This is a genomic window from Streptomyces sp. NPDC002773, assembly GCF_040295605.1.
Taxonomy (GTDB): Bacteria; Actinomycetota; Actinomycetes; order Streptomycetales; family Streptomycetaceae; genus Streptomyces.
In genome coordinates, this window is the sequence record NZ_JBEOVO010000017.1 from 41,950 (window position 1) to 57,188 (window position 15,239).

Genomic DNA, 15,239 nt, shown 5'->3' on the forward strand with positions numbered 1-15,239 from the left:
ACCCGATCCAGGGTTTGCCTCTGCGTGGACTCGCCATGGCGTGGATGCGTCAATACGGCACCTTCGCAACGGAATTGAGCGATCCGGAGCCCTACATATCTTTGGTCGAACCAAAAGAGATGCTAGACTTCCGCCACGGCCTTCTCGTTCCTCCAGGAGAGAGGGGCCGCCGGGGCAGGGGCGTGCCGCCGCCCCTGCCCCACCCCTGGCCCCACCACCTCCCGGTAGACCTCGACGGTCCGGGCGGCCGACGCGTGCCAGCTCATCCCGCGCGCGTGGCGCACCGCCGCCTCCCCCATCGTCTCCACCACCTCCGGATGCGCCGCGAACCAGCGCAGCCGCCGCGCGTACTCCAGCGGATCGTGACCGCGCACCAGAAGCCCCGTCACCCCGTCCCACACCGCCGTCGAGAGCCCGCCCACCGCCGCCGCGAGCACCGGCGTCCCGCAGGCCTGCGCCTCCAGGGCCACCAGACCGAAGGACTCACTGCGCGAGGGCACCACGAGCACGTCCGCCGCCCGGTACCAGTCCGCGAGCAGCGCCTGCGGTACGGGAGGGCAGGACCGCAGCACGTCGGTCACCCCCAGCTGCGCCGCGAGCTGCCAGGCCGTCCCCTCGCGCGTCGCGCCCGAGTGCCCGCCGACGACCGGCACGAGGAGCCGGCGGCGCAGGTCCGGGGTCTCCCGCAGCAGCTCGGCGACCGCCCGTACGAGCACGTCCGGGCCCTTCAGGGGCTGTATCCGGCCCGCGTACAGCGGTACGAACGCGTCCGCCGGAAGCCCCAGCCGGGCCCGCGCGGCCGCCCGGCCGTCGCCCGGGTGGAAGGTCCGCAGGTCGACCCCGGGGCGTACGACCTCGGTGCGCGGCCCCTCCGCCCCGTACAGCGAGCGCAACGCCTCCGCCTCCGCGGCCGTGTTGGCGATCAGCCGGTCGGCGGCCTCCACCACCTGGTGCTCGCCCCGGATCCTGAGCTCCGGTTCGGGGGTGTCACCGGCGGCGAGGGAGGCGTTCTTCACCCGGGCCAGGGTGTGGGCGGTGTGCACGAGCGGGATCCGCCAGCCCACCGAGGCGATCCGGGCCGCCTGCCCGGAGAGCCAGTAGTGCGAGTGGAGCAGGTCGTAGCGCCGCCCCTCCTTGAGCAGGGCGAGCGAGAACGGCACGACGAGATCCGGCATGGCCTCCTTGGGGAGCGCCTCGCGGGGCCCGGCGTGCAGATGGCGGACCCGCACCCCCGGGGCGAGTTCGACGTGCGGGGGCAGGTCCTCGCCCCGGCAGCGGGTGAACAGGTCGACTTCGGCGCCCTGTTCGGCCAGGGCGCGGGACAGCTCGACCATGTAGACGTTCATGCCGCCGGCGTCCCCCGTCCCGGGCTGGTGGAGCGGGGAGGTGTGGACGCTGAGCATGGCGACGCGCAGGGACACGTGAACTCCTGGGGAATGAGGGGCCACGTGTCCCTGCGCGTGGCTCGCGCGCGGTCACGCGACAGGGAGCTACCTATGTACTTAGTTGCTTAGTAGTGAGGGTCAGAAGCCGAAGACCGGGCCCGAAGGCGGCGCCAGGCGGGCCCCCGGGAGGGGAGCCGTCAGGGCGTGCCAGTCGACCGGGCGGCCCGTCGCCACCTGGAGCGCCGCCGCGAGCCGGTCGGCGCCCTCCGGCATCACCGGCCGCGACCACGCCGCCAGGGCCGACGCCACCGCCAACTGCGCGGCGAGCGCCGGGAGATGACGGCAGGAGGTGGTGGGCCGGCACCGCTCGTGGGCGTTGACGTGACCGAAGTCGGCCACCGAGCGGACCATCTCGTCGAGGACGGCGACCGCGCGGCGCGGGTCGAAGGCATCGGGGCCGTACGCCTCGCGCAGGTCGTCGACGCCCCGGTGCAGCCGCCGCTCCAGGATGTCCCAGCCGGTGCCGCCGGGCAGCGCCTGCGGGGCGAGGCCGCCGCACTCCTCCCGTACGGCGGCGAAGAGCCGGGACAGCCAGCTGTTCCAGTTCTCGTCCAGCTCGCGGCGGGCGGCGGCGAGCCGCTCCCGGTGGAAGACCGTGCGACGGCCCAGCGGGCGGGCCTGGAGGACGTGGCGGCGCAAGGTGTCGGAGCCGTACTCGGTGAGCAGGTCGAGCGCCCAGACGTTGCCCTCCTGGACGCCTTCCTCGATGACGTACGACTCGTTGACGTTGAAGTCCTGCGGCAGTTTGACGTCCTGCGCGAGGAGCAGCACCGGCAGCAGCACGGCGTGGCAGAAGGAGTGTCCGAAGCCGCAGAAGTGGATGGCGCGGCGGGGTAGCGGGCCCGTGGTGTCGTAGCCGAAGAGGTGCATCGCGGCGGCTTCGAAGCAGCCGTCGATGCGGTGGTCGGGGAAGCCCTCGACGGGCACGGGAAGGCCCCACTCGGCGGGGTGGCCTACGGCGATGTCCGGCAGGCCGTCCTCGACGAGCGACTCGCAGAGGGCGGCGAGGCGCGGCGGCAGGCCGGCCGTCGCCCAGTAGTCGGCGAGGGTCTCCCGGAACGGCTCCAGGGGTACGTAGAGGCGGCGGCAGCGGCGGGCGACCGCCGGGGTGTCGCAGAGGGCGCAGCGGGCGGCGATGAGGTCGCCGCCGTCGTTGGGGCGGGCGCACTCGTGGCACATGCCGCCGTCGCTGACGGCGCCGCAGTGCGGGCAGGTGCCGGTGGCGTGCGCCCCGTACAGCCAGCGGTCGCAGGGCTCGCAGTACGGGAGGAGCCGGGTGCGGGGGGCGATCACGCCCTGGGCGAAGAGACGGCCGAAGAGGTCCTGCACCCAGCGTCCGTAACCCTTGTCGCGGCGCGGGCGCACGATGTGGTCGAACTCGACGCCCGAGCGCAGCCAGTCGGCGGTGATCGCGGCCCGGTAGCCCTCCGCGACCTCCTCGGGCTTGCGATGGTGGCGCAGCGCCCGGACCTCGACGGAGCTGGCGTGGTCGGCGGTGCCGGTGGTGAACCGGACGGCCTCGCCCTCGGCGCGCAGGTAGCGGGTGAGGACGTCGGCGGCGACGTACGGCCCGGCGAGGTGGCCGATGTGGAGTTCGCCGTGGGTGGCGGGAGGGGTCGCGGTGATCCAGACAGGGGTGCTCATGGGACCTCCTTGACGCTGTGGTGCGGTGGGCTTCAGCGGGTCGCGGTGGGCGGGCGCGCTGTCGGCGCAGGGCGGTCAGCGGGGTCGTCGGGGATGGCGTCGGGGATGACGTCGGGGTCGTCGGGGATGGCGTCGGGGTTGGGCTGTCAGCGGGGCTCGAAGTGGAAGGACCGGATGAAGCAGTCACGGGGCTGCTCGACGGCGTAGACGACGCATTCGAAGAGGGCCTGCGTGGTGAGCTTCTCGTCGGGGGCTATGCCGTCCGGGTTCGTTCCGTCCCATTCCGCGAAGCGCGGATCGGAGGTGGAGAAGTCGGGCGGGAAGAGGGAGAAGACGCGGACGCCGGAGGGCCGCAGCCTGCGCGAGAGGATGTCGGCGAAGCCGGCCTGGGCGCTCTTCGCCGCCCAGAATGCCTCGTGGGCGGCGCCGGCGGCCGCGGCGGAGGCGCCTTCGGCGTCGCGGACGGCGACCATGTTGACGATGTCGGGGCGCAGGGAGCCGCGGAGCAGCGGCAGGAAGTGCTTCACCATGAGGACGGTGCCGCCGGCCGTCGACTCGATCGTCTCGACGATCTGGGCGTCGCTGGCCGCCTCCAGGTCCATGCCGTCGAGCCAGCGGGCGCCGTTGTTGACCAACAGGTCAACGCGGTCGGTGTGTTCGCCCACCCGGGCCGCGAACTCCCGGATCTCGGCGGGCTTGCTGAGGTCGCAGCCGAAGGCGTGGATACGGTCACGGGCGGAGCCCATGACGTCGGTACGGGTGCGTTCGGCCGCCTCGACGGTTCGCGCCGACACGTACACCTCGGCGCCGAGATGGGCGAAGCCGACGGCGAGCGCGCGACCGAAATAGCGGGATGCTCCGGTCACGACGACACGCAGATTCTCGAATTTCATGTGCGTCTGCTCTCCCCACGGATACCGATGGCCGGTCCATTTCAGCGTGGCAGAGGAAAGCGGGGCGGGGCCGGGTGAGCGGGGTGCGCGTTCACGCCGTTGCGTGGATACGCCAGGGCAGTTCGAGCCTCTCCAGTACTTCGGCGCGCTTGTGGTGGACGCGGACACGGTCGGGGGCGGTGGAGACGGTGACGGTGCCGCCGGGGGTGCGGACGGGGCCGCTCACGGTGGGCACGACGGTGCCGTCGAGCGCCCCGGCGGCGGCGAGGGCGGCGGCGCCGGTGAGCGCGAGGCGGGGGTGCCAGCCACCGACGGTGAGGGCACGGACGGAGATCCCGGCGGGGCCGCGGGTGAAGGCGGCGATCTTGGGGAGGGCGGAGTGGGGTGGATGACCGAGGAGGCGGGCGGCGTGGGCGCGGAGGGTGAGGAGCCGGTCGAGGTCGGCGTGGGCGCGGGGGTGGTGGGCGTCGAGGGCGGCGTGGGCGCGGAGGGTGAGGAGCCGGTCGAGGGCGGCGGGGGCGCGGGAGTGGTGGGCGTCGAGGGCGGCGTGGGCGCGGAGGGTGTGGAGCCGGTCGAGGTCGTCGTGGGCCCGGGGGCGGTGGGCGTCGAGGGCGTGCTGGGCCCGGAGATGGCGGGCGTCGCGGTCGGCGTGGGCCCTGAGATGGCGGGCGTCGACGAAGACGTACGGGTTTCCGTAGCGGACGACGGAGACGGGGGTGCCGTCGAGGAGGTCGACGGGGCGGCCGGTGGGGAGGGTGCCGGGGGCGGTGGGGGCGCGGAGGAAGCTGAGGGTGTACGCGTCCCCGTGCGGCTCCGGCTCGCAGAGGACCGTGTCGCCGGTGGTCACGGCGCGGACCGTCACGGGCCCCGGGCGGCCGTCGGCGACGACGCAGGCGAGGAGGGAGTGCCCGCATCCGGCACGGAAGTCGAAACCGCCGGCGGGGAGGGCCTGGACGAAGCGGTAGTCGAGGGTGGGGCCGGGGCGGTACAGGGCGATCTTGCCGATCCCGGCGTAGGGGGTCCCGTCGAGCGCGCGGCGCACCCACGCGAGCTCCCCACCAAGGGCGAGGGCACCGTGGGGGAGGTGGTCGAGCCGGAGGACGAGGGTGGGGCCGGGGGCGTCGTGGGCGCGGACGACGGTGGCCCTCGTTGTGGGCATTCGTTCCGCTGGGGCGGAACGGGTGGGCACAACGGACGGCGCCCTTGCGGGTGCCTCCGCCCTTCGTTCCTGGACCCGCACCGGAAGCGCGTCGCCCTCGGGGTGCGGGTCAGTACAAGGGGCGGAGGCACCGCCAAGGGCGCCGTCCCGTGTGCCCACCCGTCCCGCCCCAGCGGGACGATTGCCCACACGGGCGGGGCGTAAGGCCACGCCGAGGGGCGCGGGAGGCGCGGGCGCGGGAGGCGCAGGCGCGGGAGGCGCAGGCGCGGGAGGCGCGGGCGCCGCAGCCGCAGGCGCGGGAGGCGCAGGCGCCGCAGCCGCGGGCTCGGGCGCAGAAGCCGCAGGCGCAAGCGCCGGCGCCGGCGCCCCGGGCTCAGGCGGCCGCGCCGCAGTCGGGTCCGCGGGTTCGGGACGTTGAGGTCCCGGGATGTCAGGCCGCACAGTCGGTGGGGATTCGCATGCCCTGGACGACGACCTCCGTCCACAGTTCGTGGACGGCCAGGGCCCACAGGGCCAGGGCGTCGTGGTGCGAGGGCCGCTCCAGATGGCGGGACAGGAGCCTCTGGACGCGGTCCGCGCGGACCTTCCCGCCGAGGACGAGCCGGGCCGGGGACAGCAGCTCCCGGACCGTTTCCAGGAGCGGCCCGCCAGGCGCGAGCATCGCCGCCACGGGCAGCGTGAACGGCTGCTTGGGACGCCGCAGCACCCCGGGCGGCAGCAGTTCCGCGCCCGCCTCGTACAGCGCCCGCTTCCCCGTCCGCGCCCCCGCCGGCAGTCCACGCGCGTGCGTGACGACGGACGGCTGGCAGAACGGCATCCGCGCCTCCACGGCCCACGCCATGGACAGGTGGTCGACGCGCCGCAGGTGGTACGCGGGAAGCCGCCACCGCGTCTCGAACGCGGTCATCGCGGTGAGCCGGTCCGCGCCGACGGCCTCCGCCGAGCGCAGCTCCTGCTCGATCCGGTCGGCGGCGGAGCCCTGTTCGGCGAGGAACGCCCGGTAGTCGGCGGTGTAGAGGTGCTCGCGGAGCAGCCGCGGCGCTGCCGACAGCGCGTCCGCGTAGGCACCCGCCCAGTCGGTCCCGGCGGGCGCGGCGAGCGCCGCCCGCATCCGGTCGTACCCGCCGAAGAGTTCGTCCGCGCCGTCGCCGGTGAGCGCGACGGTGAACCCGCTCTCGCGGACGGCGCGGAACAGCGCGTACGTGGAGAGGGCGATGGGGTCGGCGTTGGGCTGCCCGAGGTGGCGGACGGTCCGGGTGAGGAGGGAGGTCAGCTCGTCGGGGTCGACGGCCACCTCGTGGTGCACGGTCCTGGCCCGCCGGGCGACGGAACGGGCGTACGCGGCCTCGGAGTCGGGCCACCGTCCCCGGTAGGTGAGGTGGAAGGTGTGGAGCGGCGGCGCGTCGGTCTCCCGGGCGTGTTCGGCGGCGAGCGCCGTGACGAGTCCGGAGTCGAGGCCGCCGCTGGTGATGGCACAGACGGGCACCTCGGCCTCGGCGAGCCGGCGTACCTCGTGGCGCAGTACGTCCTGGGTGTCGCCGAGGGGGGACGCGCGGTACGGGCCGCGGCGGCGTACGACGGGCGCGGCGCCGGGCCGTACGAGCGCGGTGGCGCCGGGCGGCAGGACGCTGACGCCGTCGAGCGCGGTGTGGGTGGAGTAGGAGGTACGGGTGGCGAGGACGGTGTCGAGGGCGTCCTCGCGCGGGGAGATCCGCACCCCTTCGAAGGCGAGGAGCGCGGGGATCTCGGAGGCGAAGCGGGTGGAACCGTCGTACGGGTCGTGGTGCAGATGGACCGGCTTCATGCCCATGTCGTCGACCGCGAGCACGAGTTGGGTCGCCCCCGGGCGCAGGTCGAGGACGGCGACGGCGAACATGCCGTCGAGGTGCTCGGCGAAGGCGGGCCCGTACTCGGCGTAGAGCGCGGGGAGCAGGGTCCCGTCGCAGCGGTCGGGGAAGCGGTGGCCGCGGGCGGCGAGGGTCCGGCGCAGCTCGGCGTGGTTGTAGATCTCGCCGTTGAGGACGGCGAGGATGCCGGGCAGGTGGGGCAGCCGGTAGGGCTGCTGCCCGCCGAGGGGGTCGGTCACGGCGAGCCGGTCGCAGCCGAGGGACCAGCCGGGTCCGCTGAGCACATGGTGTTCGTCGGGGCCGCCGTGGCGCTGGCGGGCCGAGACCGCCGCGAGCTGGGCCGGCTCGGGGCGGTCGGCCCCGGCGGCGAAGGAGCCGAGAATCCTGCACATGCCGGTCGCCTCCGGTTCGAAGTCATACGCGTCGCATCCAATGATTTGAACGTACCAACTTTTTGAATGGCGCGTAAGTGCCATGTCCAGTTCACGCCACAGCTTGGCCTTGCGACGCCCCCGCCACCCCAACAGGCTTGACGCATGGAGGACTTCAACCGCACCGCCCCCGCATCCCTGCTGGTGGTCGCCGCACACCCGGACGACATCGAGTTCTGCGTCAGCGGCACCGTCATGCAGTGGATCGAGCGCGGCACCCGCGTCACGTACTGCATCGTCACGGACGGCGGCGCGGGCGGTTACGACGAACAGCTCCCCCGCCAGGCCATGGCGGACCTGCGCCGCGCCGAACAGGTCCACTCCGCCAAGCTCAGCGGCGTCGCCGACGTCCGCTTCCTCGGCTACCCCGACAGCTTCGTGGAGGCCTCCGTGGAGCTCCGGCGCGACCTGTGCCGGGTCATCCGGGAGGTACGCCCGCAGCGCGCGATCATCCCCTCCCCCGAGATCAACTGGGCGCGGGTCGCCGACCTCCACCCCGACCACCGCGCGGTCGGGGACGCGTGCCTGCGCGCGGTCTACCCCGAGGCGCGCAACCCCTTCGCCCACGCCGGGCTGCTCAAGGACGAGGGCCTGGAGCCCTGGATCGTGCACGAACTGTGGCTGATGACCGGGCCCACCCCGAACCAGTACGTCGACGTCACCTCCGTCTTCGACCGCAAGGTCGAGGCCCTGCGCATCCACACCTCCCAGACGGCCCACTTCGACGACCTCGCCGGCCTCCTGCGCACCTGGCTCGGCGAGCACGCGACGGCGGGCGGGCTGCCCCCGGGCCGGATGGCGGAGGCCTTCCAGATCGTGCACATCGACTGACGCGTCGGCTGGCGTGTCGACTGGCGTGTCGACCGGCGTGTCGGCTGACGGGGCCGGTACGTCGGCCGCCTTGTGGCGGCAGGGGGCGCGTGAGACCGTGAGCGCCACACGTGGGGGCGCGTCTGACCAACACGCGCGTGGAGATGGGGAGTTCACGGCATGACGGCAGGCATCTCGGACCTCGAAGCAGCGGTGATCGCACAGTACGGGCTCCCCTGGCCGGAGGTCGACGAGAGCGGTTACGGACCCCTGGCGGCCGCTCTGAACACCTACGCCGGGTTCACCCTGGACGACGGCTGGGCGGCGAACCGGCACATGCAGCGCCTGTTCTCCTCCGGCCAGGGCGAGGCGATGAACGCGCTGGCCGAGCAGTGGGTGCGGGCCATGGACCGGGACATGGCGCCCATCGCCAGATCGGCCCGCACCCTGGCGGTCACGGTGAGCGAGCTCCCCGGCGCGATCACCACGCTGAAGCTCGTCATCGCGAGCGAGGCGAAGGCCCTCGCCGTCCGGAACGGCATCGACATGGTCGGGGCGAGCCTCACCTTCCACCCGGGAGCGTCCGCCGACGCCGCCACCAAAGCCGTCGCCGACGCCGGACAGACGGCCGGCCGGATCGCCCAGCGGATCCAGTCGACCGCGAACGCCCTCCGCCAGAACCTCAAAGCCCTCCTCACCGACCCGGACGTGGCCGCCCTCGCCCACGTCCCCGCCCACCTCTCAGGGGCGTACGGCGGGGTCGGAGGCGCGGTGGGCGGGGCGGCGGGAGCCATCGGCGGCGTCGCGGGCGCGGTGACGGGCGCCGGTGCCGGCACCGGCACCGGCACCGGACAGGCCATCGGCGGCGTCCTGCGCGTCGACCACGAGGAGCACAAGCTCGCGGCCCGCAAACTCGCGGAGGTCGCCGTCGAGGTCCGCGGCCGGACCACCGCCGAGCTGACCACCGCCACCGGACAGCACGCGGCCGTCAAGGGCAGCGGGGCCTTCGCCCAGGCGCTCGCCCCGAACATCGACCTGATCCTGGACCAGCTCGGCGCCGCCACGGCCGCCGTCGGCGACTACCTGAACGACGCCCTCCCCGCCGCCGTCCTGCGCGCGTCGGACAGCCAGCAGGCGACGGACGAGGGCAACCGGCAGCGCATCGCCCAACTGGACTGAGTCGCCGACGAAGAAACTTCGGCCTGAGGTGAATCCTTTCCGGGCCTCCCCGGCTCTTATCCGCGTACCGGCCGAACGGGCCGGCGGAACCCGGAGGGAACACCCATGATGGTCACCGGCATCGTAGTGATCGGAGCCCTGCTCGTCGGGGCGTGCAGCTGGCACCTGATGCGCCGATACAAGGGCCGGAGCTGACCGGCGCACGGGCGACGGGTGGGACCAGCGCATGAACCGACGCTTCTCCTGGCCGGACGAGCGGCTGATCAAGGCGGCCCAGGACGGCGACGTCACCTCGCTCACCACCGTCGTCATGGAATCGCAGCCCCATGTACGCCGGTTCGCCCTGTCACTGTGCGCCTCCCCGCAGGACGCGGAGGACGCGGCGCAGGAGGCGCTGATCATCCTGTACCGGAAGATCGGCACCTTGCGGGCCACCGGCGCGCTCGCCTCGTGGATGTTCCGGATCGTACGGAACGAATGCCTGCGGAACGTACGGCTGCTCGTCTCGCGACGGGAGGAACCGCCGGCCGAACCGGAAGCACCCTCGGAACCGTCCGCCGAGGACGCGGTGCTGCGCGGCCTCGGGGCCGAGCGGATCGCGGCCGCGGTCAGCGCCCTCCCCCGTGACCAGCGGCAGGTCCTGCTCATGCGGGACGTCCAGGGCCTGCCCGGCAGGACCGTCGCCCGTGCGCTCGGCCTGAGCGACGCGGCGATGAAGTCGCGGCTGCACCGGGCGCGTACGACACTGCGCCACTCACTGACAGCGACAGCGACCGCAGGAGAGACAGGAGAGGTACGACCGTGAGCACCGCGCGTACGAGTCAGAGCGCCGGAACGTCCCCGGCGACCCCACACCCCATCCCGCAGCCCGTCGCGAAGCCCGCCGGGCCGGACTTCGCCAGCGCGTCCGTCCCCCGCCATCTGGCGCGCGGCGCCGTCGGGCTCGGCCTGATCGCCGGGTCGATCGCTCTCGTCCCCGTCGCCGGCCCGATCACCCTCCTCGCGGCCCCGTTGGCCCTGATCGCCTTCCGCGGCTGCCCCACCTGCTGGATGGTCGGCCTGGCCCAGACGATCTCCCGGGGCCGTCTGGAGCGGCAGTGCGAGGACGGCGTCTGCACCCTCGCCAAGGCGGCGGACCGCACTGGCTGAGTCGGTCCGAAGCCCGTTCAGCCGCGGGCCTTCGCCGCGTCGATCTTGCCCTGGAGGGACGTCAGGAGGCCCTGGAGGAGTTCGATGGTGACCTCGTCGGTGAGGTTGCCTTCGGCGTCGAACCGCTCGTGCGAGCGGAAGACGTGGACCTCGGGTTTCGTGACGACGTCGTTGTCGGTCCAGACGAACATCTGACGGAGCGCGAGCTGCGCCCGGACGGTGCCGAAGTTGGTGAACGCGGCGCCGAGGATCGCGGTGGGCTTGCGGTTCAGCGGCAGGCCCTCGGTGTGGGACCAGTCGGTGCTCAGCCAGTCGAGGGCGTTCTTGAGGACGCCGGGGATGGAGTAGTTGAACTCCGGGGTGGCGATGAGCAGCCCGTCCGCCTCCGAGACGCGCCGCCGGAGCTCGTTGACGACGGCGGGGCGCAGCTCGGGGGTGTCGACGTCCTGGTCGTACGGCGGGATGTCGCGGAGGCCCTCGTAGATCTCGATCTCCGCGACTCCGGGGTTGAACTTCTGGGCGGCGCGCAGCAGTTGGGTGTTGTGCGACTGGGTGCGGATCGATCCGGAGATGGCGAGGATCGTGGACGCGGTCATGGGAGTCCCCCTGTTCGTCGAGCGGGTCGCGGCGACTGCCGGACCCGACGACCAAGAAACTAAACAGGTCGGTTCAGTCTGTCAACAGAACAGTTCAGTCTTGACAGTGAACTGAATGGTGTAGTTCATTCGATGCATGGCGACTCCTCCCTCCACCACCGCCCCCGCCGCCGCCGATCGGGCGGGGAACGACGGTCCGTTACTCGCCCTGCTCGCCGCGCCCGCCGCGATGGGTGTCTCCGGGCCGACCCTCGCCCTGCCCCAGGCCGCCCACGGACTCGCCGTCTCCTCGGCCTCCGCGTCCTGGCTCATGACGGCGTACGGGATCGGCATGGTCGTCGGCACACCCCTGCTGACCGCCGCGGGCGGCCGACGCGGCCCCGCGGGGACCGTACGGGCAAGTGCCGCCCTCCTCACCGTCGGCGCGGTCCTCGCCCTCGCCGCCCCCGACCTCCCGCTCGCGGTCGCCGGGCGCGCCCTTGAGGCGGCGGGCGCCGCCGGCCTGAACGTCGCGGCCTTCCAACTCGCCGGCCGGGACCGTACGGGCCGGGCGCCCGGACTCGTCGCCATCGGCAGCGCGATCGCCGGCGCCGGCGGCCTCTTCGTCGGCGCCGCCGTCGCCGCGGCGCTCGGCGGGTCACTCGGCTGGCGCGCGACCCTGGCCCTCCCGCTGCTCAGCCTGCTCGTACTGAAACCGGTGCTGCGCCTCGCGGGCCGCGCCGTGCCGGGGGACGGGCCCGGGCGCGGGCCCCGGCCCCGTACCGCCGCACTCCTCCTCCCCCTCGACGTACTGCGCGACCCCGGTTTCCGTACCGCCGCCGGGCTCGTGCTCGCGCTCTCCACCGTCAACTTCGCCCTGCTGTACGCGGCTCCGCGCCGCGCCGCCGCCCTCACCGGCTGGACCGACATGGAGACAGGCGCGGCGGCCTCGGTCGCCTCCCTCCTGGGCGCGGCGCTGTCCTGGCCGCTGATCCGCGCCGCCCCCGGCCTGGGCGCGCACCGGGTGCGACTGCTCCTCGCCGCCGGGTCCCTGACGGCCGTCGCCCTGGCCTCGTTCCCGCCCTGGGCCGCGGTGGTCCTGGCGGGCCAGGCGACGAGCTCGCTCGTCACGGCCGGCGGTCAGGGACTGCTCACCGGCGCGGCGACGGGGCGGCTCCCGGAGGCCCGTCATGGGACGGCGATCGGCCTGTTCAACCTGGCCTTCCTGATCGGGGTGGCGGCGGGCCCGGCCCTGGCGGAGGCGTTGACGGGACCGGGGCCGGGGCCGGGGCCCTGACGGCACGCCGACCGAGAGCGACCTGCACCCCAACTCACAACACCCACCCACCCACCCACTCACCCACTCACCCACTCACCACTGATCCGTCCAAGGAGCTCCCATGTCCCTCATCCACCCCGCCTACCCCGCCCCCCGCTACTTCGACGAGGAGGGCGAGATCTCCGCACGGTTCCGGTCGGCCACCGCCGAGCCCGACTACGTCAGCGCCGGGACCACCTACCACTACCTGTCCACGACCACCTCCACCGACGGTGAGTACGGCCTGTACCGCGTGGAGATGGGCCCCGAGTCGGGCGGCCCGAGCACCCACTTCCACAAGGCCATGTCGGAGGCCTTCTTCGTGCTCTCCGGCAGCATGCGGTTGTTCGACGGGGAGCGGTGGGTCACCGCCACGTCCGGCGACCACCTCTACGTCCCCGTCGGCGGACTGCACGCCTTCCGCAACGAGTCCGCCGAACCGGCCTCGATGCTCATGCTGTTCGCCCCCGGGGCTCCGCGCGAGGAGTACTTCGAGGGGATCTCGCAGCTCGCGGACCTCAGTGACGCCGAGCGGGCGGAGTTCTTCGAGCGCCACGACAGCTTCTTCGTCTGAGGCCGCGGGAAGCTTTGCAGACCAAACCGTTCAGTTCATATACTGACGGCCCCGCCACCACACCCCCCGAAGGAACCCCATGGGAGCCGAGGCCGCCACCGACGAGTACGGCATCCCGATCATCCCGGACCCGGCCGACGCCGCCTCGCGCAAGCGGCAGGCGATCATCGACGCGGCCCTCGCGGAGTTCCTCGCCGAGGGCTACTCGGCGGCCTCGATGGACGCGATCACCCGTGGCTCCGGCGTCTCCAAGGCGACGATCTACAAGCACTTCGGCAGCAAGGAGCGGCTGTTCCTCGCCGTCGTCGGCGGGGTGCTGCCGAAGACGTACGCCGATCTGGAACCCTCCAACTCCACCGTCGCGGACGCCCCCGACCTGCGGGAGGCGCTCGTCCGGCTCACCACCGACTGGGCCCGCATCCTGCTGCGCCCGGACATCATGTCGCTGCGCCGTCTGGTGATCGGCGAGATAGACCGCTTCCCGCAGCTCGGCCAGCTCTGGTACCGGGTCAGTTACGACATGAACAACGGCCCGCTGATCGAGGCCTTCACCGAGCTGAACGCGCGCGGCGCCCTGGCCGCACCCGACCCGGTGCTCGCCGTACAGCAACTGGTCGCGGCGACCGTGGGCGTACCGCAGCTGGTCCGTACGTTCTCGCCCGACGCCGAGATCGACGACGCCGAGCTGACGCGGGTGATCAGCTCGGGAGTGGATCTGTTCCTGGCGCGGTACGCGGCCGCCTGAGCAGCGCCCAGCAGAGCAGGGCCGCCGCCCAGGCGCCCGTCGTCAGGAGCTGGGTGCGGCTCGCGGCGTCGCCGAGCATGAAGAGCAGCACGCCGCCGATGCCCGCGAGGGCGACCACGGACCGTACGGAGGGGCCGTGGAGGCGCAGGTGGGAGCCGGCGATGAGGGCCCAGACGAGCAGGATGGCGGCGCCGATCGAGTTCAGCAGGAACGGGAAGACCGTGCGCGGCCAGAGCAGGCTGAGGACGACCGAGACGAAGCCGAAGGCGGCGGAGGCGAGGACGGCGGCGTACGGGACGGCGGCGGGCGGAACGACCGCGTGCGGGACGGTGACGGGCAGGGCTGGGGCGGGCAGGGCTGGGGCGGGCGGGGCTGCGGCAGGGGGGAGGGCCGGGGGCGGGGCGCCGGCGGTCGTACGGAGTCGGCCGAGGGCGCGGGGCGCGTCGCCGCGTCCGACGAGGGCGTACAGCATGCGCGAGGAGCCGTAGATGTTGGCGTTCATCGCGGACAGGAGCGCCACCAGGACGACGGCCTTCATCAGGTCGGTGGTGCCGGGGACGCCGATACGGGCCATCACGGCGGCGTACGGGCCGTCGGCCACGGCGGGGTCGTTCCACGGGACGAGGGCGACGATCACCGCCATCGAGCCGAGGTAGCAGACCGCGACCCGCCACATGACGGCCCGTACGCCCGCGCGTACCGCCCGGACCGGGTCGTCGCACTCGGCGGCGGCGATGGTCACGGTCTCCAGGCCGCCGAACGCGAAGACGGCCGCCACCATGCCGACGGCGACGCCGTACCAGCCGTGCGGCAGGAAGCCGCCGGCGCCGGTGAGGTGGGTGGCGCCGGGTGAGGGATGTCCGGGCAGGAGGCCGGCGATCACCACGGCGCCGAGGACGAGGAATCCGCAGATCGCGGCGAGCTTGAGGCCGGCGAACCAGAACTCCAGCTCGCCGAAGTTCCGTACGCCCGCCAGGTTGCTGACGGTGAACACGCTCATGAAGACGGCGACCCATGCCCAGCCGGGCACGGCGGGCACCCAGCCGGTGACGATGTGCGCGGCGCCGACGGCCTCGGCGGCGACGCTCACGACGAGCAGCGCCCAGTACATCCACCCGGCGAGCAGCCCGGCCCACGGCCCGAACGCCACGCGCGCGTGCTCCGCGAAGGAACCGGTCACGGGCCGGGCGGCGGACATCTCCCCCAGCATGCGCATCACGAGCACGGTCAGGGCGCCGGCGAGCCCGTACGAGATCAGGATGCCGGGCCCGGCGGCGGCGATCCCGAACCCCGATCCGACGAAGAGCCCGGCGCCGATGGCACCGCCCAACGCGATCATGGCCAGATGCCGCTGCCGCAACCCGGCGCCGCGTACCCGCCCTGTCATGATTCCCCCCGAAATTCAGACCGCATTCAGACGACCAGCGCAGGAGCTTCCCTGCTGACCCTCACCGCGAGCAAGCCGGTTCC

General features: G+C 73.4%; 14 protein-coding genes. 7 read left to right on the plus strand and 7 right to left on the minus strand.

The features are described from left to right. Nucleotides 1-122: 122 nt before the first annotated feature. From mshA to asnB, 5 genes are all read right to left on the minus strand, one after another. Nucleotides 123-1,448, minus strand: coding sequence for a D-inositol-3-phosphate glycosyltransferase (gene mshA / locus ABT034_RS21150; protein ID WP_502973006.1), 1,326 nt, complete (start codon nucleotides 1,446-1,448; stop codon nucleotides 123-125). Nucleotides 1,449-1,523: 75 nt separating this feature from the next. After that, nucleotides 1,524-3,089, minus strand: a complete 1,566-nt coding sequence (locus tag ABT034_RS21155) for a class I tRNA ligase family protein (protein ID WP_351217357.1) — start codon at nucleotides 3,087-3,089, stop codon at nucleotides 1,524-1,526. Nucleotides 3,090-3,235: 146 nt separating this feature from the next. Further along, complete coding sequence (locus ABT034_RS21160; RefSeq protein ID WP_351217359.1) at nucleotides 3,236-3,982, minus strand: SDR family oxidoreductase; 747 nt, start codon at nucleotides 3,980-3,982, stop codon at nucleotides 3,236-3,238. Between the two features lie 91 nt (nucleotides 3,983-4,073). After that, entirely contained in the window at nucleotides 4,074-5,141 is a 1,068-nt protein-coding gene (locus tag ABT034_RS21165; RefSeq protein WP_351217361.1) for a 2-methylaconitate cis-trans isomerase PrpF family protein, read from the minus strand. Between the two features lie 430 nt (nucleotides 5,142-5,571). Then, a complete protein-coding gene (gene asnB, locus ABT034_RS21170) occupies nucleotides 5,572-7,380 on the minus strand; it encodes an asparagine synthase (glutamine-hydrolyzing) (protein WP_351217363.1) in 1,809 nt (602 codons plus the stop codon). A 144-nt stretch (nucleotides 7,381-7,524) separates the two neighbouring features. Here asnB and ABT034_RS21175 point away from each other — a divergent pair, with 144 nt between their 5' ends. The 4 genes from ABT034_RS21175 (at nucleotide 7,525) to ABT034_RS21190 (ending at nucleotide 10,557) form a co-directional block, all read left to right on the plus strand. Next, nucleotides 7,525-8,250 (plus strand): PIG-L deacetylase family protein, encoded by a 726-nt coding sequence (locus ABT034_RS21175; protein WP_351217365.1) that lies wholly within the window; start codon nucleotides 7,525-7,527, stop codon nucleotides 8,248-8,250. A gap of 159 nt (nucleotides 8,251-8,409) precedes the next feature. After that, the gene (locus ABT034_RS21180) at nucleotides 8,410-9,408 is read left to right on the plus strand and encodes a hypothetical protein (protein WP_351217367.1); all 999 of its coding nucleotides are present in this window, start codon (nucleotides 8,410-8,412) and stop codon (nucleotides 9,406-9,408) included. A 226-nt stretch (nucleotides 9,409-9,634) separates the two neighbouring features. Next, nucleotides 9,635-10,213 (plus strand): RNA polymerase sigma factor, encoded by a 579-nt coding sequence (locus tag ABT034_RS21185; protein ID WP_351217369.1) that lies wholly within the window; start codon nucleotides 9,635-9,637, stop codon nucleotides 10,211-10,213. Nucleotides 10,214-10,266: 53 nt separating this feature from the next. Continuing rightward, nucleotides 10,267-10,557 (plus strand): hypothetical protein, encoded by a 291-nt coding sequence (locus ABT034_RS21190; protein WP_351217534.1) that lies wholly within the window; start codon nucleotides 10,267-10,269, stop codon nucleotides 10,555-10,557. A 17-nt stretch (nucleotides 10,558-10,574) separates the two neighbouring features. Here the strand turns inward: ABT034_RS21190 and ABT034_RS21195 are convergent, their stop codons facing one another. Beyond that, nucleotides 10,575-11,153, minus strand: coding sequence for an NADPH-dependent FMN reductase (locus ABT034_RS21195; protein WP_351217371.1), 579 nt, complete (start codon nucleotides 11,151-11,153; stop codon nucleotides 10,575-10,577). A gap of 136 nt (nucleotides 11,154-11,289) precedes the next feature. Between ABT034_RS21195 and ABT034_RS21200 the strand changes: the two genes are divergently transcribed. The 3 genes from ABT034_RS21200 (at nucleotide 11,290) to ABT034_RS21210 (ending at nucleotide 13,769) form a co-directional block, all read left to right on the plus strand. Beyond that, complete coding sequence (locus ABT034_RS21200) at nucleotides 11,290-12,429, plus strand: MFS transporter (RefSeq protein WP_351217373.1); 1,140 nt, start codon at nucleotides 11,290-11,292, stop codon at nucleotides 12,427-12,429. Nucleotides 12,430-12,532: 103 nt separating this feature from the next. Beyond that, nucleotides 12,533-13,024 carry a cupin domain-containing protein gene (locus tag ABT034_RS21205; RefSeq protein ID WP_351217375.1) on the plus strand — a complete coding sequence of 164 codons (492 nt, stop codon included), beginning with the start codon at nucleotides 12,533-12,535 and terminating at the stop codon, nucleotides 13,022-13,024. Between the two features lie 79 nt (nucleotides 13,025-13,103). Beyond that, nucleotides 13,104-13,769 carry a TetR/AcrR family transcriptional regulator gene (locus ABT034_RS21210; RefSeq protein ID WP_351217377.1) on the plus strand — a complete coding sequence of 222 codons (666 nt, stop codon included), beginning with the start codon at nucleotides 13,104-13,106 and terminating at the stop codon, nucleotides 13,767-13,769. Here the strand turns inward: ABT034_RS21210 and ABT034_RS21215 are convergent. After that, complete coding sequence (locus ABT034_RS21215) at nucleotides 13,723-15,156, minus strand: amino acid permease (protein ID WP_351217379.1); 1,434 nt, start codon at nucleotides 15,154-15,156, stop codon at nucleotides 13,723-13,725. The two genes, ABT034_RS21210 and ABT034_RS21215, sit on opposite strands and share 47 nt — an antisense overlap. Between the last annotated feature and the right edge of the window lie 83 nt (nucleotides 15,157-15,239).